Source organism: Lysinibacillus sp. FJAT-14222 (assembly GCF_001278875.1).
In the GTDB taxonomy this organism is placed as follows: Bacteria; Bacillota; Bacilli; order Bacillales_A; family Planococcaceae; genus Lysinibacillus; species Lysinibacillus agricola.
This window is the reverse complement of sequence record NZ_LIYL01000013.1, coordinates 17417-42027: the sequence shown is the minus strand read 5'-3', so window position 1 is coordinate 42027 and position 24611 is coordinate 17417. Positions and strand designations below refer to the sequence as shown.

Here is a 24611-nt window from a genome sequence, read left to right as displayed (position 1 = left end):
CCGACAAACAGAAGACAAAGGAACCTCTGGGGTGTTTTTAAAAAAAAGTGTTCAACTTGTAATTGCAATTTAGGATTCTGTTTTTTTCATAGTATTATCTTTACCACTCTTGTTAGATAGAAAGAATTTCACAATGATGGATTTTTATATAATATCCAGTATATTTTTAGTTTTAATTATTTTTCTTTTTTGGATAGCGATTGATATTGTCTATCGATTCGAGGAAGAACATTTATATTTGCGAGCAGGTTGTTTATTTACCCGGATTAAATATATAGATATTAGTTCTTATAGAGAATTAAATGGTTTGATGGATATACTTACAGGTTTTAATTTATTGTCATCTTCCAAGGGAATTGCGATTCTATCTGATAAAGTTATGCTAGGAGAAGTGAAAATTTCACCAGTTGACCAAGAAGGATTCATTCGAGAACTTGAAAGACGTATAAAATAAGGTGAAAACTAGATTTGAGAATCACTGAAAAATGATTACTTCAGCAAATTAGCATAACTATGAGGAGTCTGTTCTGTTAAAGGTTACAATTGTTGAACATTCGACTTCCGAATTTATTACAAAATAATACATAAGGTTACTAAAAAGCTCTCATGTAGATTTTCAAAATGAGGGCTTTTCTTCTGTCATTAAATCAACGTTCGAAGCTCCTATATAAACCAACTTTTTTACAAAGCAACATCAGCCACAGTTCACAACTTTTGGTGATGAACCAGTACCAATTATACCAATAATTTAGGAATTTTATAGTTAAAAGGACTAATAGTGTCCAACTCATTTTGTATAATGGGGAAGTAACGATGAAGAAAGAGTGGGATATATGGTAGATTCACAACAAAATAAAGGCTATCGTGTCATTTCGATGTTTGACAGATTGATGGATGGTCAAGGAATTAACAAAAAGCAAGAAGCATTTACACATAATGTTGGTGAAAAAACCATACAACGGGATTTGAATGAAATTCGAGCGTATTTGGAAAAAGCTAAATTAGGTTACCATTTAGAATATGTTCGGACAGAAAAGGTGTACAGGCTGACAAATAAAGAAGAAAGTATTTTATCGAAGGAGCAAGTTTTAGCGATTGTTAAAATTCTCATCGAATCAAGAGCACTGCTAAAATCTGAAATGAGCGATATTATAGATAAGCTTATTTCTATTGTTGCTCCCGATAAGCAGGAATTTATTCATAATATTATTTTAAACGAAAAGCATTTATACGTAGATTTAAATCATAAAAAGTCTCTATTGCATTTAATTTGGGTTCTTTCAGAGGCGATTCAAAAAAAGAAAATCATTAAAATTGATTATTTACGTGAAGGTGAAACGATTTCTACAGAAAAGATTTTAAAACCACTCGCCGTCATTTTCTCAGAATACTACTTTTATTTAATTGCTTATGATAATAAGCATGAAAAGGATTTGCCCATTGTCTGTAGAGTCGATCGTATACAACATTTTCATGAGCTCGATAAGAAATTTCAAATACCCTATGCCGAGCGTTTTCAAGAAGGAGAGTTTCGTAAGCGCATTCAGTTTATGCATGCTGGCGAGCTGATGCGTATGAAATTTATATTTAAAGGAACATCCCCGCAGGCTGTATTAGATCGCTTACCAACAGCAAAAATATTATCCCAAAAAGATAGGCAACATTTATTTGAAGCAGAAGTTTTTGGACATGGTATTAAAATGTGGCTGCTGAGCCAAGGGGCGAACATTGAGGTGCTAGAGCCAATTGAGCTTAGAGAAGAGATCATTGAAACGATTCAATCGATGCAGCAAAATTATAGCTATATAAAAGTTGAAACGGTCAATAAATAAAGTATGCTAAAAGTTATTCTATGAAATAAGGTAAAAATCCGCGTAGATTTGTGCCATGCTGGGCAGAGAATCGAAGCGGATTTTTACTATTAAGAATGTATTAGTTTTTGTATGCTTATCTATTTCTCAAAAAAATTCCTCGATAAAGGCCATATTAAAATCATCTAAAAGCTTGTAATCTTTCATATAGTTTTCCTCATATAAATAAACAAATAAATGTTTTGAGTCATCTAATCGTATACCAACTTCACGTTTATCATTAATACGTAACGTTAACCAATAAGCTTCGTCATATTTCGAATTGGGAAAATATGCTTTTCGAAGTGGCTGATCTTTAAATTGTTGCATAAGTAAATTGATTTTAGCTGTATCTGTAAAAGTGATTGTTTTGTCATCGGAGGCCCGGATCATTTCAATTTCCTTAATTTGCTCAATATCAAGTTGTTCAATTACCTCCTTATTAAAAGATGAATCACGAGTTAGTAGTAGTGTTGAAACATATAAAATGATAAGAGGTAATAGGATGCCGATTAATATTTTATATCTTTTTTTCATGTTAAACTCCTTAAATTCAAAAAATTCGCACATATGTATTCTTTTCCACGCTATAATTGAGCATATACTGAATTGATAAAGGATGGCAATAAAATGACACATAATCATGAAGAAAAAGAGATATTTTATCCAGACGGTACATTAATGTATCGTGGCGGTGTGAAGAAAAACGACTTTGGACATGACATCTATGATGGGAAGGGTACGCTATTTGATCAGGAAGGTGAACTGTTATTCGAGGGTGAATTCGTTAATCATATGAAGCAAGGTAATGGCATCATGTATTTAAAAGGACAAAGGATTTATCAGGGCGAATTTATTCAAAATAAAAAACAAGGTAATGGTCTTTTATATAAAGATGGTAAGGTCTATTATGAGGGACATTTTCGCAATGACTTAATGGATGGTTACGGAATTTTGTATTTTGAGGAAGATAGTATCGCCCCATTTAAAGAGCTTCGTACACAGTATCCACATTTAAATCAGCCGCAATATGAGGGTGATTTTGTCCATGGTATGAAGAAAGGCAAGGGAAAACAATACTATCCAAGTGGTTTTTTACAATATGAAGGTGATTTTATATGGCACCATATGCAAGGAGCAGGAAAGCTTTACTATGCACCAGAGTCGCCAAGTGCTGAGGAGCTTACAAATGGTGTAATAACACTGCAGTATGAAGGCTATTTCTTTGAGGATATGAAGCATGGAAAAGGAAAAATCTATTCCAGACAAGGTATTCTCGAAGCGGAGGGGCAATTTAAAGAGGATGCTATGACAGGACACGGTACGCTTTATTATGCTAATGGACAGGCTTCTTTTATCGGGGAACTTGTAAATGGAGAAAAGCATGGTCGAGGAGATTATTTTAATGAAGAAGGGAAGATCATTTATAGTGGTGAATTCATCAACGGTGAACGTTTACGAATAACACCAGAAATAGAGCGAGAGATTGAAAAATTACAGAAGCAGCTAGATGGACTTGTCGGTCTTCCAAATGCCAAGAAGGAATTACATAATCTTATCAACTTCATTAAAATCCAAAGCTTGCGTGTCGACCATGGCTTAACAAGCTTCCCAATAACATATCATCTTGTGTTCTCTGGGAATCCAGGCACTGGAAAAACAACAGTGGCACGAATAATAGGCCAAATATATAAGCATCTTGGCGTACTCTCAAGTGGACATTTTGTGGAAACAGATCGTGCGGGCTTAGTAGCGGGATATGTTGGCCAGACGGCTTTGAAAGTACAGGAAGTTGTGAATAAAGCGAAGGGCGGCGTGCTTTTTATTGATGAAGCCTATTCACTAATCAATGATAAGCAGGATGCATTTGGTAAAGAAGCGATTGATAGTCTATTAAAGGCGATGGAGGATTTACGTGATGATTTAGTGATCATCGTTGCTGGTTATACAGAGCTTATGGAAGAATTTTTGCTTGCTAATCCAGGTTTTAAATCACGCTTCAATCATTTTGTGAAGTTTGATAATTTTAGCACGGATGAGCTTTATAATATTTTTGCCATGCTATGTAAAAATAATGATTATCAGTATGGTGAGGCATTCGCACATCATATGAAGGCCCAATTACATCAAATTCCCGTCGAATCGATTCCAAACTTCTCAAACGGTCGTTATATACGAAACTTATTTGAAAAGCTTGTGACCATTCAATCAAATCGTCTAATTCAACAGAAAAATATTACGAAAGAAGAATTAATGGAATTTACAGAGGAAGATATTTTACTGGGCATTGCGGAAAATCTATTTGATAATACATTTTAGTTATTGTGTTAATGGCCAAAGTAATCTTCGAGAATTTGGTCTCAGCTTGTTAATAAAAGAATAAATTAATTTGTAGCAATAGAAAAAGGTTGATCTTCACACCGAGTTGGCGCTCTCCGCGAAAATCAACGGTTCCTCATCGCAGGAGGAGTTGACAATCCGAAATCAAAATAGTATATATGGCGGGGGCCGCCAATTAAATTACCAAACAGCTTTATGTAAACAAAATTAACGTTTGTCTACAGTCTGTGGCTAAGCTATGTATAAAAATTGGCCTTTTCCACATAGAAATGAGGGGAAGAAAATGAAAAAGCTTATAGCTATTATATTAGTATGTGCTTGTATTTTACCAAGGATAATGACTATAAATATTACGATTAACAACAACTTTAAAATTCATAAAAATAAACAGATTGAATAATTGACAAAAAATGAAAAAGTAGTAATATAAGGCTCATCATCAAAAGTTGTGGATGATATTTGTTAAGACGTCTGCCTTGTATATAAGCTGATTGGACGCCCCTAGGAAAGCACCAAATCGGAACGGAAATCAACCATACGTTATGGTGATGATCCTAATCTAACACAAAACATACGCTACCGTATCTTACTGGAGAGATGACATGCAATTAACGAGGGAAGATTGGATAAAAGCAGGATTACAACAATTAGCTGATGAAGGAATACATAAAGTTCGCATTGAAGCACTTGCTCGATGGCTAAAAATAAGCAAAGGGAGCTTCTATCACTATTTTCGTGACCGTCAAGAGCTACTAGATTCTATGCTCGACTATTGGGAAATACATGCGACGAAGCTGATTGTTCAAAGTATGGAGCAACAGGATGCCTCATTAGAACAGCTATTACAGATTAGTTTTAATCGAGATAAAAAAATCGAGAATGGTATTTATACTTGGGCTAAATATGATCCGGTTGTTGCAGCACGTTTAGTGGATATTGAAGAACAAAGAATTTTTTGTGTTGCAAAATTGTATCAAAAAATGGGCGTAGACGAAACAAAATCCATTGATCGAGCGAGACTTGCCTATTTAACGTATGTAGGATGGATGACAAGATTTGAAGAAAATCCTAATTTTAATGTTGATAAAATGATTGAGCTTTTAATACACGATAATAAATGTCCCTAATATGGTTATAGAAACCTGAAGGGACAAAATTATTATCATAACATACGGTGGTGTATGTTTTAGGATTATAATATTGGAGGTAAATATATGAAGTCGATTTTACCATTATTAGCTGTAGGTTTTCTGTGGTTTATCAGTTTTTTACATATGTATTGGGCTTTTGGAGGTCGATGGAGTTCTGCCGCTGTTCTTCCTGTAAGAGAGGGAGAGCATAAACCTGCATTTACTCCGAGAATATGGGGAACATTATTCGTAGCCTGTCTTATTCTACTGGCTAGTATCATTATTGTTGTTCAAGGTAATTATTTGCAGAGCTTCCGAGCAAATAGTTTATCTAAAATCGGAAGCATTGTTTGTGCTATCATTTTTATTATTCGGGCAATTGGTGATTTTAATTATGTTGGGTTTTTTAAAAAAATAAAACATTCACAGTTTGCTAGATACGATACTTGGATCTACAGTCCATTATGTTTGTTCTTTGGATTTGTCTATATCATTTTATTGTTTTAAAATGAGTGATAGTTAGGGAGAATTTATAGGGGGAAACATATTGAATCAAACGATATACTTACTACGTCATGGGGAAACTGAATATAATACACAAGGACGATACCAAGGAGAGCTCGATTCTCCATTAACAGAAGTTGGTGTAGATCAAGTACAACAAAATGCTCAAATGTTGAAAAGTTTAATTGGTGATCCTAACGAATGGAAAATTGTGTCAAGTCCATTAGGAAGAGCCATGCAAAGCACTGAAATAATTTGTGAAACAATTGGATATGATTTGAAGAATGTTGAAAAAGATAATCGTTTAACCGAGGTTGCAGTGGGACAGTGGGCTGGCTTAACAACGAAAGAAATTGAAAGTTCTTGGCCCAATCTTTTCCATAACACAGACGTGTATAACTGGTATTTTAATGCTCCAAATGGAGAAGCTTACGACTCCGTAGTGAGCAGACTAAGTGCTTGGCTAGAAGACATTCAACATGTACCGAAAGTGATCGTTATCTCACATGGTTTAACAGGTCGCATTTTACGAGGATTATATGCGGATCTAAAAAAGGAAGATGCACTGAAGTTAGAAGTATCTCAGGATGTATTTTTTAAATTAGCGAATAAAGACATAACGAGAATTTGTTCAGATTTTGATCATTTTTATTAAATAAAACCAGCTTTAAGAATTTCTTCATAAATTTCCTACAGGAATATTCATAAATGCCTCCTATTATAATGAGTGGGGGGCGTTTTTTTATGAAAAAATTTGTCTTATTTTGCTGTATATGTGCGGCTGCAATCTTTTTTTATTATACGAATAACACAACAACGGAACAAACGCAAATAGAGCTACCTTCGTTACATAGTAAAAATGCTTTATTACTCAATGAAAAAGGAGGTGTATTATACGAAAAAAATGCAGATGCCATTATTTATCCTGCATCATTAACGAAGATTATGACAGCGATTGTTGCTATTGAGGTAAGTGCTGATCTACAGAAGCAAACAATTGTTGAACCACAAACGATTTCTAAATTTACTGCTCAAAATGCTTCGATGGCTGGCTTTATGGCAGGCGATTTTGTGACGATAGAGGATTTATTATATGGTACACTGCTTGCCTCTGGGGCAGATGCTACGGGGACACTTGCTGATACGATTGCAGGTAGTGAAGAAGCATTTGTGACGTTAATGAATAATAAAGCGCATGAATTAGGGATGAACGATACGCATTTTGTGAATGCTAGCGGACTACATGATGACGCTCATGTCTCCAGTGTGCGTGATATTAGTAAGTTGTTTCATTATGCTATTAAAAATCCTACCTTTTATCAAATTTTGACTTCTAAAAGCTATATAACTCATGTACCGAATGAATTAACGATTACAAGCTCACTTTTAATGAAAGTTCCAGGAGGGGAAGGTGTAATATTGGGAGGGAAAACGGGCTATACACCTGAAGCTGGTCTTTGCTTAGCTTCCATTATCGAAAAAGATGGTAAACATTATATTTTCGTTACGACTAATGCAAATGGGCAGGCTTGGACACCACCATTCCATATTGAGGATGCTCTTACAGCGTATGATGCGTTATAGGAGGAAAAAAATATGAAAAAATTAGTAACTTTTTTAATTGTTTCAATCGTCTTATTAATAGGGTGCACTACACAAGTACCCGAAACAGAGAAGGCATTTTGGTAGCCTTTTAGAGACCATGTGAAAGTTGGTAAAATAGCTAACATGGTATTCATGCTTGGGGATACAATCAATCATTTTGATTTAAGAGGGGCGGTGCTACGCCAATTAAATAAATGGTTTTCATCATCTACTGCAAGAGATAATGCACTTGTTAATAACGCAATGATGGGCGCAATTTTAGTTCCAAATGCCAAGGGCTATGGTTTTGAGGTCGATGGGGAAATGTTTGAAATTTCTAGAGATATATTGATTGCTGAAATGGAATCAATATTGCCAACGCTACCACAGGGAAATGATCTTTTGGATGAAGAAAAAGTGAAAGTTTTTTTAGCTAACACTTCAACAATATGCCGTTGATCCTAGCTACCAAAAAACGTTAATAAAGAAATTTCCAATCACAAAAACTAGTTGATTCCTACTATTTTCTGGCATAATCTATTATTCTATAATTAGAGTCGAATCCTATATTTTTTCAGAAAAAACATATGAAAAAAGACATCTGTGATGAAAAGGGCGGTGTAGAAAAATGAAAAAACTTTTACCCTATGCTATTATTTTGACATTTTTTATCAGTTTCGTGTTTGTAGATTATGCTTCTGCAAATGCTGAGGGTACATCCGTTATTCAATCTGTAGCAAAAGACACAGCAGTTTATGTAGAACCTTCCGTAGAAAGTGCCGAAATCGGTCAAATAACGAAAGGTAGTTATGTAACAGCTACACCTGTAAATAAGAAATGGACTCGAATTAAAGTTCAACAGCTAGAGGGATATGTAGAAACGGCAGCATTAGTAAGCATTACATCTGAAAAATATTTAGTGACGCAAAAAGGTGGAACAACTTTATTTACATATCCTAGTCCAAATGCACAAAAAGCAGGACTGCTTAATGAAAACAGTATTATCTTTGTATATGGATCAGCACCTGGAGGTTGGTCATTTGTCCAATATGGTCATCAAACAGGCTATGTTGCAACAAATTCTTTAAAGAAACCTGTTGCGACAAAAAAACGAGTAAATGCTGCTAATGGCGCTGTGCTTCGTTTAACTGCTAGCCCAAGTGGCGAGGTTCTTGGTACGATTGCCAATAAAACAGTCGTTCAGCAATATACAACGCTAGTTGGCTGGGCCTATGTAGAAGCAGGTGAACAAAAGGGCTATGTGAAAGCTTCAGAGCTGGTAAATATCCAAATACCTGGTAACAAAGTATACAATAAAGGTGTACCAGTAGCGAAAGGGGAAAAGAAGCGTGTGGCTTTAACATTCGATGATGGGCCAGATGCAAAAGTTACCCCACAAGTTTTAGCGACTTTAAAGAAATATGATGCAAAGGCTACATTTTTTATGGTTGGGCCAAATGCCACTAAAAATTCAGCAGTCGTAAAGAAAGTTTATGAGGCTGGCCATGAAATAGGCAATCATACATGGAACCATCCAAAGTTAACAAGCTTATCGACAGCAAATGTTAAACAAGAGGTCGATCGAACTAGCAATGCTATTTATGCATCAATCGGTCAATATCCAACGGTTTTCCGTCCTCCATATGGTGCAACGAATGATAAAGTTCGTTCTGTCATTACGATGCCTTCTATTCTTTGGTCAATCGATACACTTGATTGGAAGCATCGCAATGCTGATAAAATTTTAGCGTATGTGAAAGCGTCAGTGAAAGATGGCAGCATTATTTTAATGCATGATATTCATCAAACGACAGCAAATGGTTTGGAAAACGTAATTCTTTACTTGCAAAAGCAAGGCTATGAATTTGTAACTGTTAGTGAAATATTACAATAATCAATAAGCTAAAAAAATAGGCCGTGCAACTGTTATAAAAAGACAGTTGCACGGCTTTTTCTAATCTATTTAAATAAATTGATTGTCGTAATAATAATTGGAATACCGAATACGTCGATTAAAAACGCACCTACTATTGGTACTACGAGGAATGCTTTTTTAGATGGACCGAAACGTTGGACAACCGCTGACATATTGGCCATCGCATTTGGTGTTGCCCCTAGACCGTGTCCGGCAAAACCGGCAACCATAACAGCAGCATCGTAATTTTTTCCAAGTAACTTAAACAATACAAAAATACTAAACACAACAATAAAGAATACTTGTGCGAAAACAATGATGAATAGTGGAAGTGCTAAATCGGCAATTTCCCATAATTTAATGCTCATTAGCGCCATTGAAAGGAAGATACCTAAAGTAACATCACCAATTAAAGAAATACTTTTCATGTTTATCGCTTCAGGTTTAAATTTATCCATAATATTACGCACTAATACAGCAACAAACATTGCACCAACATAGCCAGGTAGTACGAAACCAGTAGTTTCTGAGAATAATGTTCCAACATACGTACCTACTGCCATACAAAACGTAATAAAGAGAACTTGTGTAAAGAATGAATCGGATGTAATTTGTTCATTTTTATTTTCAAAATCAACTTCTTCAGCTTCTTGTACATCTGGCGTTAAATTATATTTTCCAACTAAGTACTTCACAATAGGGCCACCGATTAAGCCACCAGCGACTAAACCACATGTAGCCGCAGCCGCACCAATTGTCATAGCTGATGAAATACCTAAGTCTTCTAATGTTTGTCCAAATGCTGCAGCGGAACCATGACCACCTTCCATAGAAACAGTACCAGCCATCATACCGATTAATGGATGAATACCCATCAGCGATGCAAGTGATACACCAATAACATTTTGCATTAACGCTAGGAAACCACAAGCTAACCAATAAATAATTAATAATTTCCCACCCAGCTTAACAAGTTTAAAGCTTGCTCCTAAACCAATTGTTGTGAAGAATGTAATCATAAATAAGCTTTGTAATGAAGTATCAAGCGAAATTTCTAATACGTCCGTTGTCTTTAGAATAGTTGCCAAGGCGGCGAATAGTAAGCCCCCAACAACAGGTGCTGGAATACAAAAACGCTTTAAAAAACCGATTTTATTTATAAGCCAGCCACCCAATGCGAATAGGGCAACTGCTAGAAATACTGTTGTGATTTGATTGAATTCGATCATGAACCGTGCCCCCTAAGTAAGTTGTTAAGTGCTTCATAGACAAAATAAGCACCTAATTTAACCGTGCGTCCGTTCTCATCAAGCGAAGGATTTACTTCACAAATATCAAAAGAATGAGTATTTGGGTGTGAAGTTACTTTTTGAAGTATCGTACGTACAGTCGTTGGATCTAATCCAAACGGTGATGGAGCACTAACACCCGGTGCAACAGCAGCGTTAAGTACATCCATACATAGTGTTAAGAGAATATAATCATGATGATCCATAAATTGCTGAAGATCATGCATGATTTGTGCTTTGTTTTCTGGCGTCATATTTTCTTCTAACACATAATTCACATGCAATTCATCGGCTTTGTCAAATAATTCTTTTGTATTGCCAAAACGTTGTATGCCTAGGACAAAATAATCTGCATGTGGATCCTGCTCTAAAATCTGACGGAACATTGTACCAGACGATGGTTGCTCATCATATGGTCGTAAATCGAAATGAGCATCGATATTGACGATCCCGATTTTCGCTTCCGTTGGTAACGCTGCGCGAACGCCTAAATAATGTCCGTATAGTGTTTCGTGTCCGCCACCAAGCACAACACATTGTAATTTTTTACTTAGCAATGTTTTGACAATTTCACCGAGCTCACGCTGCGCTTCCTCTAAAGCATGATTTAGACAAAGAACGTTACCGACATCTATAATTTGCTGCTCATCATTAAATGTCCAAGGTAAGCCAGATAATGCTTCACGTAGAGCATTAGGTCCACTTGCTGCCCCAACACGTCCCTGATTTCGACGTACCCCCTCATCACAAATAAAGCCAACAATTCCGGCATGCTGATTATCTGAAGCGCTTACATCATTAATAGGAATTCTTTTTACTTTTTGATGTAACCGAAAACTACTAGAATTTGTAGTTGAATCTATACGGCCTTTCCATTGTTTTTGATCTGTCATTGTATACATATCCTTCTCAACTCCATTACCAATATTATTGTAGTGTAAATATTGTTGTAAATTTATTATATATTCGCATAATTATAATTACTAATATATAATTATTATTAATCTATAGCTTTTAACTATAAATGTGGGGGATGCTGTTTTGGATATTAAACAATTACAATATTTTTTAGCAGTTACGGAGCAAATGAATTTCTCGAAGGCAGCTGAAAAACTGCATATTTCTCAGCCTTCTTTAAGTAATGCTATTAAAAAATTAGAGCAAGAAATTGGTTCACCGTTACTTGAAAGAACTACGAGAAATCTTCAATTAACAGAAGCCGGCGAGCTTTTATATGAACGAGCAAAAGTTATATTGAAAAACATGGAAGTTTTAAAAATAGAAATGGATGAGGTAATTGTACAGGGTACAAGCGAAATAACGATTGGTATTATGGAGTCGATTAAGCATTGGTTACCACAAGTGATTACAGAATATAAAAAGGAATATCCACAAATGATGATTCATCTAGTCGATATTTTAGGAAGTAAACGTGTCACAAAATCGCTCAAAAGCTATAAAACCCATTTAATTATTACAAATCAGATAATGAATGATGATGAACTCGAAGTTAAGTGCTTATATGAAGAGCGACTTGTAGCCGTTTTACCATTAAATCACCCATTAGCGGAGAAGGATAAACTGACGATCGCTGATTTAAGTGATGTGCCTTTTATTATTAGTAAAGAGGGCTTTCAAACGAGACATGATATTTTAGATGCATTTGAAAAGGCTGGAAACAACATTAATATCCAATTTGAAATTGAACGTTTCGAGACAGCTGTGTCTCTCGTTCGTGAAAATTTAGGAGTTACCATTCTACCTGAAAATTATTTAAAAGGTCCTACAGCTAAAACTATTGTACAAAAAGAAATAGATTGTCCCAATTTACGACGTAATGTTTACTTAGTTTATTTAAAAAACCGTCATCTTCCTTTTGCCATTCGTCAATTGCTTACGGATATTATGCACTTCTTTTAGCACTAAAGGGTCATAATAAAGCTATTGTAAGAAAATTTTAACGTCTAAGTACTGCTCTTTTATGTATGAATTTTCTCTATAATTCAAATTTTTATTTAATAGATGATTGATTTACGAGAAATATAGCGGTAACATTTAATGTAAGAATAAAAATGAATAATCATTCATTTTTCATTTCGATGTTCAAACAAAGGGGGCTTTCTTATGAACTTTTCTTATAGCGAAAAAGTAGTAGAACTGCAAGAGAAGCTGACGAATTTTATGGAGCAATACATTTATCCAAATGAAACAGTGTATGCTGCACAGGTTGAAGCAATGGAGGATCGTTGGGGAGCGATTCCGCCGATTATGGAGGAACTAAAGCACGAAGCAAAAGAAGCGGGCTTATGGAATTTATTTTTGCCAGATAGCGAATATGGGGCAGGTTTGACGAATTTAGAATATGCACCTTTATGTGAAATTATGGGACGTTCTTTAATTGCTCCTGAAGTGTTTAATTGTAATGCGCCAGATACAGGGAATATGGAGGTGCTTGTGCGCTACGGCTCAGAACAGCAGAAAAAACAGTGGCTGGAGCCGTTATTACGTGGAGAAATACGTTCTTGCTTTGCAATGACTGAGCCAGCAGTCGCTTCTAGTGATGCAACAAATATCGAGGCAAGTATTGAACGTGATGGCGATTTTTATATTTTAAATGGACATAAGTGGTGGACAACAGGAGCTGGAGATCCTCGCTGTAAAATCGCTATTTTTATGGGGAAACATAAAGATTCTGCAGCACCTATCCATGAGCAGCAGTCGATGATACTAGTGCCGATGGATACACCTGGAGTGAAAATAGAGCGTATGCTAACTGCATTTGGTTATGATCATGCACCAGAAGGGCACGGCGAGGTGACGTTTACAAATGTTCGAGTTCCAGTTGAAAACATATTGTGGGGAGAAGGCAAGGGCTTTGCGATTGCGCAAGGTCGTTTAGGGCCTGGTCGTATCCATCATTGTATGCGTCTTATTGGAGCCGCTGAACGTGCATTAGAGGAAATGTGTGTGCGTGTACAGGAACGACATGCTTTCCATCGACCATTAGCAGACCAAGGTGTGGTGCGTGAGCGTATTGCGGAATCACGTATTGATCTTGAGCAGGCGAGACTATTAACGTTAAAGGCAGCCTATATGATGGACACGGTAGGCAATAAAGAGGCGAAGGCAGAAATTGCCATGATTAAAGTAGTGGCGCCGAATATGGCATTAAGAGTGATTGACCGAGCAATTCAAGCATTCGGTGCTGCTGGAGTAGGACCTGATACGACGCTTGCAGCACAATGGGCAAATTCCCGAACATTACGATTAGCAGATGGTCCAGATGAAGTGCATCGTAACACAGTTGCCAAGTTGGAGCTAAAGAAGCATGCCAAAAAACATGAGGAGCTGGTGAAATGACGGTACTAGATTTATTTAGCTTAAAGGGGAAAACGGCCATCGTAACAGGGGGAGGCCGCGGTCTTGGCGCTCAAATTGCACAAGGCTTTGCTGAAGCAGGTGCCAACGTTGTACTTTGTTCAAGAAAGGTTGAGGCATGCGAAGAAGTAGCGGCAGAATTAGCTGATTTAGGTGTACAAACATTAGCTCTTGCTTGTGATGTGACAAAGCCAGAGGATATCACGAATGTAGTGTCAAAAACGCTTGAAACATTCGGCCGAATTGATATTTTAGTCAATAACAGTGGGGCATCTTGGGGTACTCCTGCTGTCGAAATGCCATATGAGGCTTGGCAAAAAGTCTTCGATGTTAACGTCAATGGCACATTTTTAATGACGCAAGCTGTTGGTAAAATAATGCTAGAACAAAAGAGTGGAAAAATTATCAATATCGCTTCGGTTGCAGGGCTTGGTGGTACATTACCTGAATTCATGGATACAATTGGCTATAACGCAAGTAAAGGTGCAGTCATTACGCTAACAAAAGATTTGGCCGTAAAATGGGGGTCATATGGCGTCAATGTGAATGCGATTGCCCCAGGATTTTTCCCAACAAAAATGTCAAAAGTCTTAATTGAGCGCGGACAAGATTATTTAATGGGCGCGACGCCGTTAAAACGTTTAGGAACTGAAAATGACCTAAAAGGCGTTGCATTATTTTTAGCCGCAGCTGCCTCAGATTATATTACGGGCGATGTCATAGTCGTAGATGGCGGTATGAGCTCAATCATTTAAGTTCTTTCAGCGGTTGTCCAAACACCCGCTGAAAGAACTTAAAGCCTCCGGCGGATGTCACAGAATCGGAAAGGAGTTCTTTGTGCGAGCACAAAGCCGATTCCGGACGCAATTATGCCGAGGCATAATTGATAGGAGGGGTACAATGGATACGATACAAGTAAGGGCAAGTGAACGTATTGATGAAGTGAAATTACATTCATTTTTAAAGAGTCAATTTCCGGAATTACCAGAGGGGAAGCTAGAAATTTCACAGTTTAGTGCTGGACATTCAAATTTGACTTATTGCCTAAAAGTAGGCGAATTTGAAGTTGTTCTGCGTCGACCTCCACATGGACCAGTCGCCAAAAAAGCGCATGACATGAAACGTGAGTTTACGATTATATCTGCATTACATCCATTTTTAGCTGCAATACCTAAACCTTATGTGTACGTTGAAGATCGAGATATTATTGGCAGTGATTTCTTCCTAATGGAACGCAAAAAGGGTATCGTACTTGACACTCATTTTCCACCGGGTACTGAAAATACGGAGGAATTAGGACGTCTCATTTCGGAAAAGATGGTTGATTCCCTTGTAGCTCTTCATGCAATACCATATAAGGAAACGCAACTAAAGGATATGGTGAAGCCAGAAGGATTTATGGAACGGCAAGTACAAGGATGGATTGAGCGCTATGACAAAGCAAAAACGGCCGAGCATGCTGAAGTAGCAGCGTTGACAACATGGTTAAAGGATCACATACCTTCTAATCATGAAGCAACTATTATTCATTATGATTACAAGCTGAATAACGCCATGTTTTCAAGTGATTATTCTGAAATAATTGGACTTTTTGATTTGGAGATGACAACTGTAGGGGATCCATTAGCCGATTTAGGTGTGGCAATGAGCTACTGGATGCATGCAGATGATCCAAAAATGCTACTATACGCATTTGGAGAACCGCCAATAACGACTTTACCAGGGTTTTATACACGTCAGGAATTCATTCACCGCTATGCAGAGAAAAGCGGGCGTGATGTTTCTGCCATCGATTATTATATTACATTTGCCTACTTTAAATTAGCAGTAATATGTCAGCAAATCTATTATCGATATGTGAATGGTCAAACGAAAGACGATCGTTTTGCACAAATGGATAAAATGGTAGCTGCACTGATTCATCAAGCTTCCAAGGTCCTATAAACTATATTAAAAATGACGGTTGCTTTTACTAGCAGCCGTTATTTTTTTGCTACAACTACAGATTATCCGACAGTAGATAGTATAGTTTAGAATACATTCTCGCACCTAATTTATATTTATAACCCAAAATATTCCCGTGAAGAAAATCAAGGGAGAGGGAATGCATGTTCTTATTTTATCATAGTGCTCTAATTTTACAAGCATTTTGGTGGAAACGAAGGGGTGATTTATGTAATGACAATAATTTTTTATTGTTTTACGATAAAAAATTATTGACTTAGAATGAATGGAAAGCTATTATGTCATTAGCAAGTTATGAAAGAGGTGCTTTATGAAACAAAAAGAATTATCAAGATGGTTGAAATTGATAATTGTATTTTGTGCATTATTTGGTTTATTGTTCTGTATTTATGTTGGACCACAAACAGGGAAGGAAGTTTTAACGGATTCAGAAGAACTAAGAGCTTTGTATAAACCATTTATTGCATTCATTTGGATAACAGGGATTCCATATTTTATAGCATTAGCTTTAGGCTGGAAAATATGTACGGATGTTGGTTGCAATCAAGACTTTACGGTCGTGAATGCAGATAGATTAAAAATCATAAGTGTGTTAGCCATGATCGAGGGTGTTTTATATGTAGCTGCGTTACTTTATATTTTTGCGATTGGTAGCTACCACACGAATGTCCTAGTAATTCTGTTACTTATTTTATTCTTTGCAGTCGTGATTTCTGTCTTTACTTCAATGCTGTCTTATTTAGTAAGAAAAGCATGTGAGATAAAGCAGGATAACGATCTAACGATTTGAGGTGTGTAAACGTTGGTTATCATTGTAAATCTCGATGTCATGCTGGCTAAAAGAAAAATGAGTGTTACAGAATTATCGGAAAAACTAGGCATTACAATGGCGAATGTATCTATCTTGAAAAACGGAAAGGCAAAAGCCGTTAAATTTTCTACGCTAGAAAAAATATGCGAAGTTTTAGACTGCCAACCAGGTGACATTTTGGAATACAGAAAAAATGAGGATAATGAATAATGGGGGAAGAATGATGAAAAAGTATGTAATTGCAACTTTACCGATTTTAATAGGAGTTTTATGTTTAATTATGAAGGGAATTATTGGTGACGAATTAATGCCTGATGGAACACTTATAGAAAGAAACTTCTTTTTAATTCCATTAAGTTACTTATTTTTCTTTAGCGGTATAATTTCATTATTATTTGTTGCAATGTTTTCTACCATTAAAAAAACAAATTTAGCTAAGTAATATGAAAAGATCAGGTTCACAAATATGAGCCTGATCTTTTATGCGTTTTTTGTACTATTATTCCCACGTTTGATCTAGCTTATCACTGTAAAACTTAATGGCTTTGCTATAATCTTTTATTCCTTCATGTTTAGTAGTGAGAATTAATGTATTTAATAAAGTTTCCATAGCCTTTGAATGTTCACCAAGATTATAAAGTGTCATCGCATAGAAAACCTTTAAATGTTCAGCTTCAGGAAACTCACTCAAGGCTTGTTCAAAAATACGTTTTGACTGTTCATATTGACCCAATGTACGATATGTACTGCCTAGTCCTAAATAGGTACCCTCTAAATCTTCGCGCGCTAGCCCTAATTTGATTGCTCTTTCATAGTGAGGGACAGCTTCTTTTTCTTTTCCTATTGAATCGTAAGTCCAAGCGCAATGATAATGATAAAATCCATTTTCAGGCTCTTCTTGAACTAGTGCTACTATTAATTGATTTGCTTCTTCCAGTTGTCCGTTTTCTCTTAAAGTTATGATGTGTTGTAATCGCTTATCCATATTTTCTTATCCTTTGCTTAAATTTTTTAAACTGATTGCCTCTAACGAATCAGCAGACAACAGGATTTCCCAAGTATCGTGATAAGATTATTGCCCTACTGGTAATTAATTCTGTATCATGGTGTACGAAATTTTTGTATTTTCATAGTATAATTTTACTTTACACTGTTCATCATATGAAATAAAGGATATCGAAAAAAATTGCGAATTTTGAATTATTATTATATAATAATTTTTTAATTGAAAAATTCTACTTCTATTACATAAAAAATATTAAGTATTAATTGAGGTGAGCTAGAATGCTTGAGCGTTCAATGGAGAAAACACGGGAATGTAAAAAAGAAAGGGAGTGATAGAAAGAAGAGCACAAAAGTTGATAGCTCTTCTATATAAAAAAGAAAAGAGGACTATTATTATGAATAACTATCAAAGCATCTTTAGTGAAGGATTTGATTTAAAATATTGTGTGAAGGGGCAAGGTAAGCCAATATTGGTAGTGGGTAGCAGTGTATATTACCCACGCTTGTTCTCGGAAAACTTATATAAACATTTTCAATTTATTTTCTTAGATCATAGAGGATTTGTGGAGCCACCTCGTGCTTTAAAGCAAGAAGACTATACTTTGGATAAAATTGTAGATGATATCGAAACAGCAAGACAATTGCTCAAACTTGAGGATTTTATCATTTTAGGACATTCTGGCCACGCATTTATGGCCTTGGCATATGCCGAAAAATATCCTCAGAATGTTCAGAAGGTCATTTTATTAAATTCAGCACCGACAAACAGTCAAGAGAGACAACAGCAAAGCTTTTCATTTTTTAATGAGACTGCCAGTGCTGAGCGAACAAAGCAATTTGAGCATGATATTGCTTTCTTAGAAAATGATATAAACAATGATCCTGATAGACGATTTGTGCATATGTGTATTCGCATGGGAGCGCATAGCTTTTATGATTATACGTTCGATGCTGCTTATATGTGGGATGGCGTATATACAAACATGGAAGTTATTGATTACCTTTGGGGAGTAGCATTTGCTGAACGAAATCTAATCCAATCAATGGCTCGCGTAGATAAACCTATTTTTGTAGGGTTAGGTAGATATGATTATTTAGTCGCTCCTGTTTCGCTTTGGGAATCAATTGATCATTCTTATAAAAATGTGAAGAAGATCATTTTTGAAAAAAGTGGCCATAACCCAATGTTTGAAGAACCAAATACTTTTGATAGCGAATTAATCAATTGGGTTAATGAATAGAAGAGACTGATGACCAGTTGCTCATGTGGCTTAAAAGATCAATAACTTGTAATAAAGTTTGCTCAAAATCCAGTATTAAATAAAATGTACCCTATAAGATAGTCACTTAAAAAAAGTCTCTCTTATTGTTTTATTAAGAGTCAAAGTGAAAATCTATAGATAACAATATTTCTATAGAATGTGCAACATGATAATGAATAAAATAAAGAGGCTGGGACAAAAAAATGTTAGACCAAGATATAATCGGTCTAACATTTTTTTGATTTTAAATGGGAAATTCACTTTGATGAAGCAGAAAAGTTATTATCTCTTTTCGCCATTTTTCTAAATAAACGAGTTCTATCCCAGCCTCTTTATTTTGAATATAGATAGTAATTATGAAAGGATTAGCGGATAAAGATATTACAAAATTACATCAAGCGAACGATATTCTTATAAATCTTGATTACAACTACAACATAGAAATATTTAGTAAGAATGAACTGGAACAAATTAAAGCTAAACTGAAGTGAAAAAGGGAACAAATCATTTTTACAATTTTTATCTTCATACTTCGATTCCTAGTTTAATGAAAAAATTGAATGAGCATACATTACACATAGTAAAATTGTGAATAAATGTACTTAAACAAACGAGTGCAATTGTTCAATAGAGCGATCGCTTCTTGTGCTAACGTAAGCAGAATAGTTCACAGGGTTTTTAGTTCATATGGTAAAATATATTTATGGAGGAGGGGCTAAATGGATAGCTTTTTCATAATACTTATGGGCTTTTTTATCGTTATTGCAAATATTATTGGGTTTATATTTTACAGAAAAAAGAAAAATCTGTTTTTTTCTGCTTTTACAATATTACTACTAGCAGTCTTATTTGGTGCAATCGGTGGTGCATTAGCGATATTTATTATTCGCGATCCTTTTGCAATGTTTTATGGCATGCAACTAGGGTACTATTTAATGATAAATAGTGTCATCGTTTTTATTATTGCAATTTTAGCAACCGTCGTAAAAAAATATAACAGCAAAAACATGTGATTTACGACTATTCAACTCCCATGAAAGAACGTAATAATCTTTCATTTTTTGTGGTGAAGTGCTGATTTTTGCGCTTCATGGATGGCTAACGAGGGCGTTTCTACAACAAGTGGAGATGCTTTTTTACTTATGGTGCAGTTTAGTTTTAGAAGGACATTAAACCAATAAGAAGAGTAATAAAATATAAGAGCTATGTTCTTAGGAGGAGAAAAATGAAAAAAACATTAATCATTATTAGTATAGTTTTACTTACACTTTTAACAGCCTGTAATTCCTCTTCAAAAGTTGTTGATGACTATGATACAAGCCAATTAAGTGCTGATTTTGGTGACAATGAAGCTTATGAAATAGGAGCTAATGCTAAGGGAATGCCCGTTTTTAAAAATCATAAGAAAGCATTACAACAAGCTCAAATTGATTATAAAAAAGGGTTTGCTGCCACTGCTAAAGAACATGCTTTAAAGCCTATTAGCCAAAGAAATTATAAAAATTATATGTCCTATGCTTGGCAACTTGAAACTAATGATGAAACCGTTGTTCAACAAGGTGTAATGATAGCGAAATTCTTGGATATTTATGAAAATAGTTTCGAAAAATGAAAGATGAAATAGACTTGTTATAAGTAAATTAACTAATCAGTCTGTTCACAAGCTCTTCTTTTGATAATGGGTGGAACTTATGATCCGGACGCATGGACAGCAACAAATGTTTTCTGTAGCGGAAGCGACAGCAACAAATGTTTTCTGTGCGAAAGCGAAGCGACAGCAACAAATGTTTTCTGTGCGAAAGCGAAGCGACAGCCACAATTACGCCAAGGCGATATAGTAGTACCAAAACAAAAGAACCCGGAAATAATATTCCGGGTTTGATTACCACTTACATTTCTTCCTCCATGACACACTGCCTCGCTTCCGCATTGGCTCTTAAGATTTTCCTAAGATAACCGTACTTTAGCTTTCTTCAGTATTGATGGTCCTTCAGAGCTATCGATCAGCCTTACTCATCGGGTTAACCCTCCTAGTCACATTGGATTTGAAGTGAAATCTTTAATAGTATAGATCAACTAATATTTTTTATACGCATTATTTTTGTGAAATTAGAGTTCCTTTTATGTTATTTGGAATAGTGCGGGAAATGCCGTCAAGGGCTTACCGATCAAATTATTATGAAGGATCTGCAGTAATCGATGAAATAAAACTATTTGTCCCAATAACTAATCCTTGATAACATTCTTTAATCGAACTAGCATGGTGTAGATTTAAAAGAAAGATGTACCGTTTAAAAGAAAGTTATACCGTTTATAACAAAGTTGTACCGTTTTTCCCCTTTGGATATAATTGTCTAACCTTACCCAAATGATTTAAACTATATTGAAAATACAAGTACTGCAGCAATGAGAAATGAAGTATTCTATGTTGATTTAAAAAAGGATAACGGTTGGGGAATCGGAGTAATTATGGGGACAGCAGTTTTTCCTCGTAATGGAACTGCTACGCAAGGTAATTATGTTAAATAATGGATGATTTTCACGCAAGGGGCCACCGATGCATCCGATAGCAAACCTTTTCACCCATTTATCCTTATTCCAGGCCTTTTTTTCTATCTATTCATGGTATACTTTTACGGAGTTTTAGCGGAAAGGAGATTTCCACGCCCTATGTTAAAAGAACGAATCGATTTTTTATGCAAAAAGAAAAATATCACCCGAAAAGAGCTGGTTGAAGGTTTAGTGACGCAAACCCATTTTGCCAATATCCTCGCAGAGCGTTACCCTCTTGCCGCTGATTTGGCTGAACATATAGCCTCCCGTCTCAGCGTCTCTCCTGCTTATTTGCTGCAGGCTTCATCTCAATCGCCGGATACGTTGACAAAGGCAGAGAGCATTTTCGAAATGTTATCCCAATCCACTGCATCCATCGATGAACAGCAGGTTAACGATCTGCCGGACCGCGACGATGCTTTAACCGTTGAGTTGACCACAGCCTTAATGAAAGCCGTGTATTACCAGCAGCTTAATGACGCGGCAGCTCATGATTATTTGCACCGGAACTATTTGAATTATTACTTGGATAAATACGGTCGTCCTGACGACAATGATCTGCCCCTGCCAGCCAAAAAAGCGATGTTTTATTATAAAATCCAACTTTTCAGATCCAAACACCATTACCACGAGGCACTGCTTCAAGCACGAAAACTTGCGGAACTGCTCGCTCCAGGCAGCGAGCCATGGCTGACGGCGCATAATTTCATGCTTGAGGCCTTTATCTATTTGAAACAGTATGATCAGGCGAAACAGACGTTTGAGCAAATGATGAAGCATGTCTATGAACAAAGGCTCTTTCACCGTTTGAGCGGGTTCTATCTCACTTACAGCGGTTATCAGTTTACGGTCGGACTTGTTCAGGAAGCGCTGCTAGCCTTATCCATGGCGGAAGCACATTTGGTTTACACCTCCAGTCAGGGCGAAATGATGACATCCATAATGAACAACCGAATTATCATGCAAACGCTGCTGGGCGAATATGACAAAGCCGCATTGGAGATTGACCGCTTTAAAGAAATGATTCGGCGCGAACCAGAAGAAATTAGACAGAAGTTCCAACCGCTGCTCGATATTTACCGCTGCGAGTTGGCACTAAACCAAAAGCAATGGGCATTGCTCCCGCAGATGATCAAGGAGCTTGAAAGCAGCGCCGAAACAACCGATCAACAAATGTCGCTGCAGTTCTACCAAAGCCAACTCTCGTTTGCGCAGGGGCAGTTCGAACGTTCAATGGAGCAGGCCATGGCCTGTTTGCCTTATTTTGAGTCCATTCAGCAAACCAACCGCTTGGAGACTCTATATGAGTCGCTTGCCGTCGTCTCTGAGGATGCCAGAAAATACAAGGAATCAGCTGCCTATTACAAGAAGCTAGTTTACCTTCTGCGGAGCAAATAATAAACCGGATTTCAGTCGGAAAACCGCAATACGAATGGGCTGTTCCCAACGTTAAAAGGCGGATTTTCCGCTTTTTTTTGCACTAAAAGGGCGGATCTTCGCAAAATTCACTCCTTAAACCGGAAGTAAAACCGCTGATCACCGCCACCATATTGTATCCTTTCAAACCCGTTGTCACCTTTCCATCCGCTGTTTACAATTGTGATAGAGACATCGATGAACTCAAAAATACGATTGTAGCGAGGTGCTTAACATATGGGCTGGTTCGGTAAAAAGAAACATGCACAGGACAATTTGGAAAAAGCGGATCAATTATTAAATAAAGGCTTGAGCGGCATGATGATGAAGGGATTCATCCCCAAACAGCATCGCGAAGCCATGAATCAAAGCATTGAGCAGGCTAGGCAAGCGCAGATGGCCGCGGGAGGTTCCGTTCCTATCACTGCTACCGCTATCGTCCTTTCGGTATGCGATACCGGAAAACTGATTAATTTTGACCCGGTTGTTATTTTGGAGCTGGAGGTGACGGAAACCAGTGGCAGCCGTTATACGAAAACACTCGAAACGCTTGTATCCAAATTACAGATGCCACGGGCCGGGGACCACATCGGACTCGGACAGCATCCGGCCAATCCGGCGGAACTCATCTATGTTGGCCCCATGACTAGAATCTGACCCGGGAGGGATAATGATGCAAAAAAGCTTAACATCACTTGGCATGATTACCATGCTTGGCGTTTGCTTTTCCCCGCTGCTGGCTAATTGGATATGGGACGATCCCTTTATCATTATAGGTTCTTCTTGGTTTGTGCCAGCCATCTTTGCCAGTATTGCCCTGTTGATTCTTCCACCCATATTGAGTAACGTCTTTGGTGTCGGTACCGTCAAGAAGGGGCAGTCAGCAGTGGGACTAATTACGAATATCCGGCAAACCGGAACGGTGATTAACAACAAACCGGAAGTCAAGCTGGAACTGATGGTAATAAGACAGGGCCACGACAAATACCCGGCCAAGCTGCGGATGATTGTTTCTGTCGCGAATTTACCACAATTTCAGCCTGGATCTGTAATTCCCTTACTGATCTCGGTGAAAAATCCCAACAAGATCGGTTTTGATGCCAAAGGTCATATGAATCAAAATGATCTTCAATCGCTTTTTAATGAACAGCTTGTTAAACAAGGCTTGAGTCCGGAACTAGCGGATATTGCGCAAACCGGGGAGAAAGGTTTAGCTAAAGTAATGGATGTGGTACCACTGGGTATGGCCGCATCCGGAAAAGTTCAACTGCAGCTTACTCTCGCCGTTACCAAACCAAACAGGGAAACATTCAAGGTGACGGTACAAAAAGAACTGCTTGTCGTGAATTTTGCCCGGGTGCAGCAAGGTCAAATCATCAATGTCATCTATTCCCCGCAGGACCCTGCGAAGCTGACGATCGTGCTGCCGGTCACGGAGCAGGAAATCCGGCAGACGTTCGGTACATAAACATGGAAAAGCGTTAGCCTCCGGGTTGCAGCCGGACCTCTTCATTTTTAACTTTATTTATGGATGAATGAAACACTAATTAAAAACAATAATGGTAACATTCGGTGAAACTCAATCAACAGGCAAATAGAAACAACCTTT

At 36.9% G+C, this 24611-nt stretch carries 27 protein-coding genes; 23 read left to right on the top strand and 4 right to left on the bottom strand.

Going from position 1 to position 24611, the window contains the following annotated elements:
* Positions 1 to 133 precede the first annotated feature (133 nt).
* The gene (locus tag AN161_RS06270) at positions 134 to 454 is read left to right on the top strand and encodes a PH domain-containing protein (protein ID WP_053593513.1); all 321 of its coding nucleotides are present in this window, start codon (positions 134 to 136) and stop codon (positions 452 to 454) included.
* A 379-nt stretch (positions 455 to 833) separates the two neighbouring features.
* On the top strand, positions 834 to 1832 hold the full coding sequence (locus tag AN161_RS06265) for a WYL domain-containing protein (protein ID WP_053593512.1): 999 nt from the start codon (positions 834 to 836) through the stop codon (positions 1830 to 1832).
* Positions 1833 to 1958: 126 nt separating this feature from the next.
* On the opposite strand, the gene AN161_RS06260 is transcribed toward AN161_RS06265, so the two are convergent.
* On the bottom strand, positions 1959 to 2387 hold the full coding sequence (locus tag AN161_RS06260; RefSeq protein ID WP_053593511.1) for a hypothetical protein: 429 nt from the start codon (positions 2385 to 2387) through the stop codon (positions 1959 to 1961).
* 93 nt (positions 2388 to 2480) lie between these two features.
* Here AN161_RS06260 and AN161_RS06255 point away from each other — a divergent pair, with 93 nt between their 5' ends.
* The 7 genes from AN161_RS06255 (at position 2481) to AN161_RS06225 (ending at position 9302) form a co-directional block, all read left to right on the top strand.
* Positions 2481 to 4169 carry an AAA family ATPase gene (locus tag AN161_RS06255; RefSeq protein WP_053593510.1) on the top strand — a complete coding sequence of 563 codons (1689 nt, stop codon included), beginning with the start codon at positions 2481 to 2483 and terminating at the stop codon, positions 4167 to 4169.
* A 623-nt stretch (positions 4170 to 4792) separates the two neighbouring features.
* Positions 4793 to 5317 (top strand): TetR/AcrR family transcriptional regulator, encoded by a 525-nt coding sequence (locus AN161_RS06250; protein WP_053593509.1) that lies wholly within the window; start codon positions 4793 to 4795, stop codon positions 5315 to 5317.
* 87 nt (positions 5318 to 5404) lie between these two features.
* Positions 5405 to 5827 carry a DUF3995 domain-containing protein gene (locus tag AN161_RS06245; RefSeq protein WP_053593508.1) on the top strand — a complete coding sequence of 141 codons (423 nt, stop codon included), beginning with the start codon at positions 5405 to 5407 and terminating at the stop codon, positions 5825 to 5827.
* Positions 5828 to 5867: 40 nt separating this feature from the next.
* On the top strand, positions 5868 to 6479 hold the full coding sequence (locus AN161_RS06240) for a histidine phosphatase family protein (protein ID WP_053593507.1): 612 nt from the start codon (positions 5868 to 5870) through the stop codon (positions 6477 to 6479).
* Between the two features lie 89 nt (positions 6480 to 6568).
* Positions 6569 to 7408: a serine hydrolase gene (locus AN161_RS06235; protein WP_053593506.1), complete on the top strand. Its 840-nt coding sequence runs from the start codon at positions 6569 to 6571 to the stop codon at positions 7406 to 7408.
* Between the two features lie 120 nt (positions 7409 to 7528).
* A complete protein-coding gene (locus AN161_RS06230) occupies positions 7529 to 7867 on the top strand; it encodes a hypothetical protein (RefSeq protein WP_053593505.1) in 339 nt (112 codons plus the stop codon).
* Positions 7868 to 8036: 169 nt separating this feature from the next.
* Positions 8037 to 9302 carry a polysaccharide deacetylase family protein gene (locus AN161_RS06225; RefSeq protein ID WP_053593504.1) on the top strand — a complete coding sequence of 422 codons (1266 nt, stop codon included), beginning with the start codon at positions 8037 to 8039 and terminating at the stop codon, positions 9300 to 9302.
* A 65-nt stretch (positions 9303 to 9367) separates the two neighbouring features.
* Here the strand turns inward: AN161_RS06225 and gltS are convergent, their stop codons facing one another.
* Both gltS and hutG read right to left on the bottom strand, forming a co-directional pair.
* Complete coding sequence (gltS, locus tag AN161_RS06220; protein ID WP_053593503.1) at positions 9368 to 10552, bottom strand: sodium/glutamate symporter; 1185 nt, start codon at positions 10550 to 10552, stop codon at positions 9368 to 9370.
* Positions 10549 to 11514 carry a formimidoylglutamase gene (gene hutG, locus AN161_RS06215; protein WP_053593502.1) on the bottom strand — a complete coding sequence of 322 codons (966 nt, stop codon included), beginning with the start codon at positions 11512 to 11514 and terminating at the stop codon, positions 10549 to 10551. The genes gltS and hutG overlap by 4 nt, the downstream gene beginning before the upstream one ends.
* Positions 11515 to 11653: 139 nt before the next feature.
* Between hutG and AN161_RS06210 the strand changes: the two genes are divergently transcribed.
* From AN161_RS06210 to AN161_RS06180, 7 genes are all read left to right on the top strand, one after another.
* Positions 11654 to 12532 carry a LysR family transcriptional regulator gene (locus AN161_RS06210; RefSeq protein ID WP_053593501.1) on the top strand — a complete coding sequence of 293 codons (879 nt, stop codon included), beginning with the start codon at positions 11654 to 11656 and terminating at the stop codon, positions 12530 to 12532.
* Between the two features lie 204 nt (positions 12533 to 12736).
* Complete coding sequence (locus tag AN161_RS06205; protein WP_053593500.1) at positions 12737 to 13972, top strand: acyl-CoA dehydrogenase family protein; 1236 nt, start codon at positions 12737 to 12739, stop codon at positions 13970 to 13972.
* On the top strand, positions 13969 to 14745 hold the full coding sequence (locus AN161_RS06200) for an SDR family oxidoreductase (RefSeq protein WP_053593499.1): 777 nt from the start codon (positions 13969 to 13971) through the stop codon (positions 14743 to 14745). The genes AN161_RS06205 and AN161_RS06200 overlap by 4 nt, the downstream gene beginning before the upstream one ends.
* A gap of 145 nt (positions 14746 to 14890) precedes the next feature.
* Positions 14891 to 15934, top strand: coding sequence for a phosphotransferase family protein (locus AN161_RS06195; protein WP_053593498.1), 1044 nt, complete (start codon positions 14891 to 14893; stop codon positions 15932 to 15934).
* Between the two features lie 331 nt (positions 15935 to 16265).
* The gene (locus tag AN161_RS06190; protein WP_053593497.1) at positions 16266 to 16745 is read left to right on the top strand and encodes a DUF2975 domain-containing protein; all 480 of its coding nucleotides are present in this window, start codon (positions 16266 to 16268) and stop codon (positions 16743 to 16745) included.
* 12 nt (positions 16746 to 16757) lie between these two features.
* Positions 16758 to 16976 (top strand): helix-turn-helix transcriptional regulator, encoded by a 219-nt coding sequence (locus AN161_RS06185; RefSeq protein WP_053593496.1) that lies wholly within the window; start codon positions 16758 to 16760, stop codon positions 16974 to 16976.
* Positions 16977 to 16986: 10 nt separating this feature from the next.
* Entirely contained in the window at positions 16987 to 17208 is a 222-nt protein-coding gene (locus AN161_RS06180) for a DUF3955 domain-containing protein (RefSeq protein ID WP_053593495.1), read from the top strand.
* A gap of 57 nt (positions 17209 to 17265) precedes the next feature.
* On the opposite strand, the gene AN161_RS06175 is transcribed toward AN161_RS06180, so the two are convergent.
* Positions 17266 to 17751 carry a tetratricopeptide repeat protein gene (locus tag AN161_RS06175; protein ID WP_053593494.1) on the bottom strand — a complete coding sequence of 162 codons (486 nt, stop codon included), beginning with the start codon at positions 17749 to 17751 and terminating at the stop codon, positions 17266 to 17268.
* A 415-nt stretch (positions 17752 to 18166) separates the two neighbouring features.
* Here AN161_RS06175 and AN161_RS06170 point away from each other — a divergent pair, with 415 nt between their 5' ends.
* The 7 genes from AN161_RS06170 to AN161_RS06145 all read left to right on the top strand — a co-directional run bounded on the left by AN161_RS06170 (position 18167) and on the right by AN161_RS06145 (position 24470).
* On the top strand, positions 18167 to 19012 hold the full coding sequence (locus AN161_RS06170; RefSeq protein ID WP_053593493.1) for an alpha/beta hydrolase: 846 nt from the start codon (positions 18167 to 18169) through the stop codon (positions 19010 to 19012).
* 740 nt (positions 19013 to 19752) lie between these two features.
* Positions 19753 to 20046, top strand: a complete 294-nt coding sequence (locus tag AN161_RS06165; RefSeq protein ID WP_053593492.1) for a hypothetical protein — start codon at positions 19753 to 19755, stop codon at positions 20044 to 20046.
* A 212-nt stretch (positions 20047 to 20258) separates the two neighbouring features.
* Positions 20259 to 20645: a hypothetical protein gene (locus tag AN161_RS06160; RefSeq protein ID WP_053593491.1), complete on the top strand. Its 387-nt coding sequence runs from the start codon at positions 20259 to 20261 to the stop codon at positions 20643 to 20645.
* A 79-nt stretch (positions 20646 to 20724) separates the two neighbouring features.
* A complete protein-coding gene (locus AN161_RS29495; protein WP_158002986.1) occupies positions 20725 to 20871 on the top strand; it encodes a hypothetical protein in 147 nt (48 codons plus the stop codon).
* Between the two features lie 832 nt (positions 20872 to 21703).
* Positions 21704 to 22984, top strand: coding sequence for a helix-turn-helix transcriptional regulator (locus AN161_RS06155; RefSeq protein WP_053593490.1), 1281 nt, complete (start codon positions 21704 to 21706; stop codon positions 22982 to 22984).
* A 255-nt stretch (positions 22985 to 23239) separates the two neighbouring features.
* Positions 23240 to 23659 (top strand): hypothetical protein, encoded by a 420-nt coding sequence (locus AN161_RS06150; RefSeq protein WP_053593489.1) that lies wholly within the window; start codon positions 23240 to 23242, stop codon positions 23657 to 23659.
* Between the two features lie 13 nt (positions 23660 to 23672).
* Entirely contained in the window at positions 23673 to 24470 is a 798-nt protein-coding gene (locus tag AN161_RS06145; protein ID WP_241774512.1) for a hypothetical protein, read from the top strand.
* Positions 24471 to 24611: the final 141 nt, after the last annotated feature.

What these genes read in the sequence shown, in the direction of transcription:
- AN161_RS06270 (WP_053593513.1), top strand. Translation starts at nt 134, where the DNA reads ATGATGGATTTTTATATAATATCCAGTATATTTTTAGTTTTAATTATT.
- AN161_RS06265 (WP_053593512.1), top strand. Translation starts at nt 834, where the DNA reads ATGGTAGATTCACAACAAAATAAAGGCTATCGTGTCATTTCGATGTTT.
- AN161_RS06260 (WP_053593511.1), bottom strand. Translation starts at nt 2,387, where the DNA reads ATGAAAAAAAGATATAAAATATTAATCGGCATCCTATTACCTCTTATC.
- AN161_RS06255 (WP_053593510.1), top strand. Translation starts at nt 2,481, where the DNA reads ATGACACATAATCATGAAGAAAAAGAGATATTTTATCCAGACGGTACA.
- AN161_RS06250 (WP_053593509.1), top strand. Translation starts at nt 4,793, where the DNA reads ATGCAATTAACGAGGGAAGATTGGATAAAAGCAGGATTACAACAATTA.
- AN161_RS06245 (WP_053593508.1), top strand. Translation starts at nt 5,405, where the DNA reads ATGAAGTCGATTTTACCATTATTAGCTGTAGGTTTTCTGTGGTTTATC.
- AN161_RS06235 (WP_053593506.1), top strand. Translation starts at nt 6,569, where the DNA reads ATGAAAAAATTTGTCTTATTTTGCTGTATATGTGCGGCTGCAATCTTT.
- AN161_RS06225 (WP_053593504.1), top strand. Translation starts at nt 8,037, where the DNA reads ATGAAAAAACTTTTACCCTATGCTATTATTTTGACATTTTTTATCAGT.
- gltS (WP_053593503.1), bottom strand. Translation starts at nt 10,552, where the DNA reads ATGATCGAATTCAATCAAATCACAACAGTATTTCTAGCAGTTGCCCTA.
- hutG (WP_053593502.1), bottom strand. Translation starts at nt 11,514, where the DNA reads ATGTATACAATGACAGATCAAAAACAATGGAAAGGCCGTATAGATTCA.
- AN161_RS06205 (WP_053593500.1), top strand. Translation starts at nt 12,737, where the DNA reads ATGAACTTTTCTTATAGCGAAAAAGTAGTAGAACTGCAAGAGAAGCTG.
- AN161_RS06200 (WP_053593499.1), top strand. Translation starts at nt 13,969, where the DNA reads ATGACGGTACTAGATTTATTTAGCTTAAAGGGGAAAACGGCCATCGTA.
- AN161_RS06195 (WP_053593498.1), top strand. Translation starts at nt 14,891, where the DNA reads ATGGATACGATACAAGTAAGGGCAAGTGAACGTATTGATGAAGTGAAA.
- AN161_RS06190 (WP_053593497.1), top strand. Translation starts at nt 16,266, where the DNA reads ATGAAACAAAAAGAATTATCAAGATGGTTGAAATTGATAATTGTATTT.
- AN161_RS06180 (WP_053593495.1), top strand. Translation starts at nt 16,987, where the DNA reads ATGATGAAAAAGTATGTAATTGCAACTTTACCGATTTTAATAGGAGTT.
- AN161_RS06175 (WP_053593494.1), bottom strand. Translation starts at nt 17,751, where the DNA reads ATGGATAAGCGATTACAACACATCATAACTTTAAGAGAAAACGGACAA.
- AN161_RS06170 (WP_053593493.1), top strand. Translation starts at nt 18,167, where the DNA reads ATGAATAACTATCAAAGCATCTTTAGTGAAGGATTTGATTTAAAATAT.
- AN161_RS06165 (WP_053593492.1), top strand. Translation starts at nt 19,753, where the DNA reads ATGGATAGCTTTTTCATAATACTTATGGGCTTTTTTATCGTTATTGCA.
- AN161_RS06160 (WP_053593491.1), top strand. Translation starts at nt 20,259, where the DNA reads ATGAAAAAAACATTAATCATTATTAGTATAGTTTTACTTACACTTTTA.
- AN161_RS29495 (WP_158002986.1), top strand. Translation starts at nt 20,725, where the DNA reads ATGATCCGGACGCATGGACAGCAACAAATGTTTTCTGTAGCGGAAGCG.
- AN161_RS06155 (WP_053593490.1), top strand. Translation starts at nt 21,704, where the DNA reads ATGTTAAAAGAACGAATCGATTTTTTATGCAAAAAGAAAAATATCACC.
- AN161_RS06150 (WP_053593489.1), top strand. Translation starts at nt 23,240, where the DNA reads ATGGGCTGGTTCGGTAAAAAGAAACATGCACAGGACAATTTGGAAAAA.
- AN161_RS06145 (WP_241774512.1), top strand. Translation starts at nt 23,673, where the DNA reads ATGATGCAAAAAAGCTTAACATCACTTGGCATGATTACCATGCTTGGC.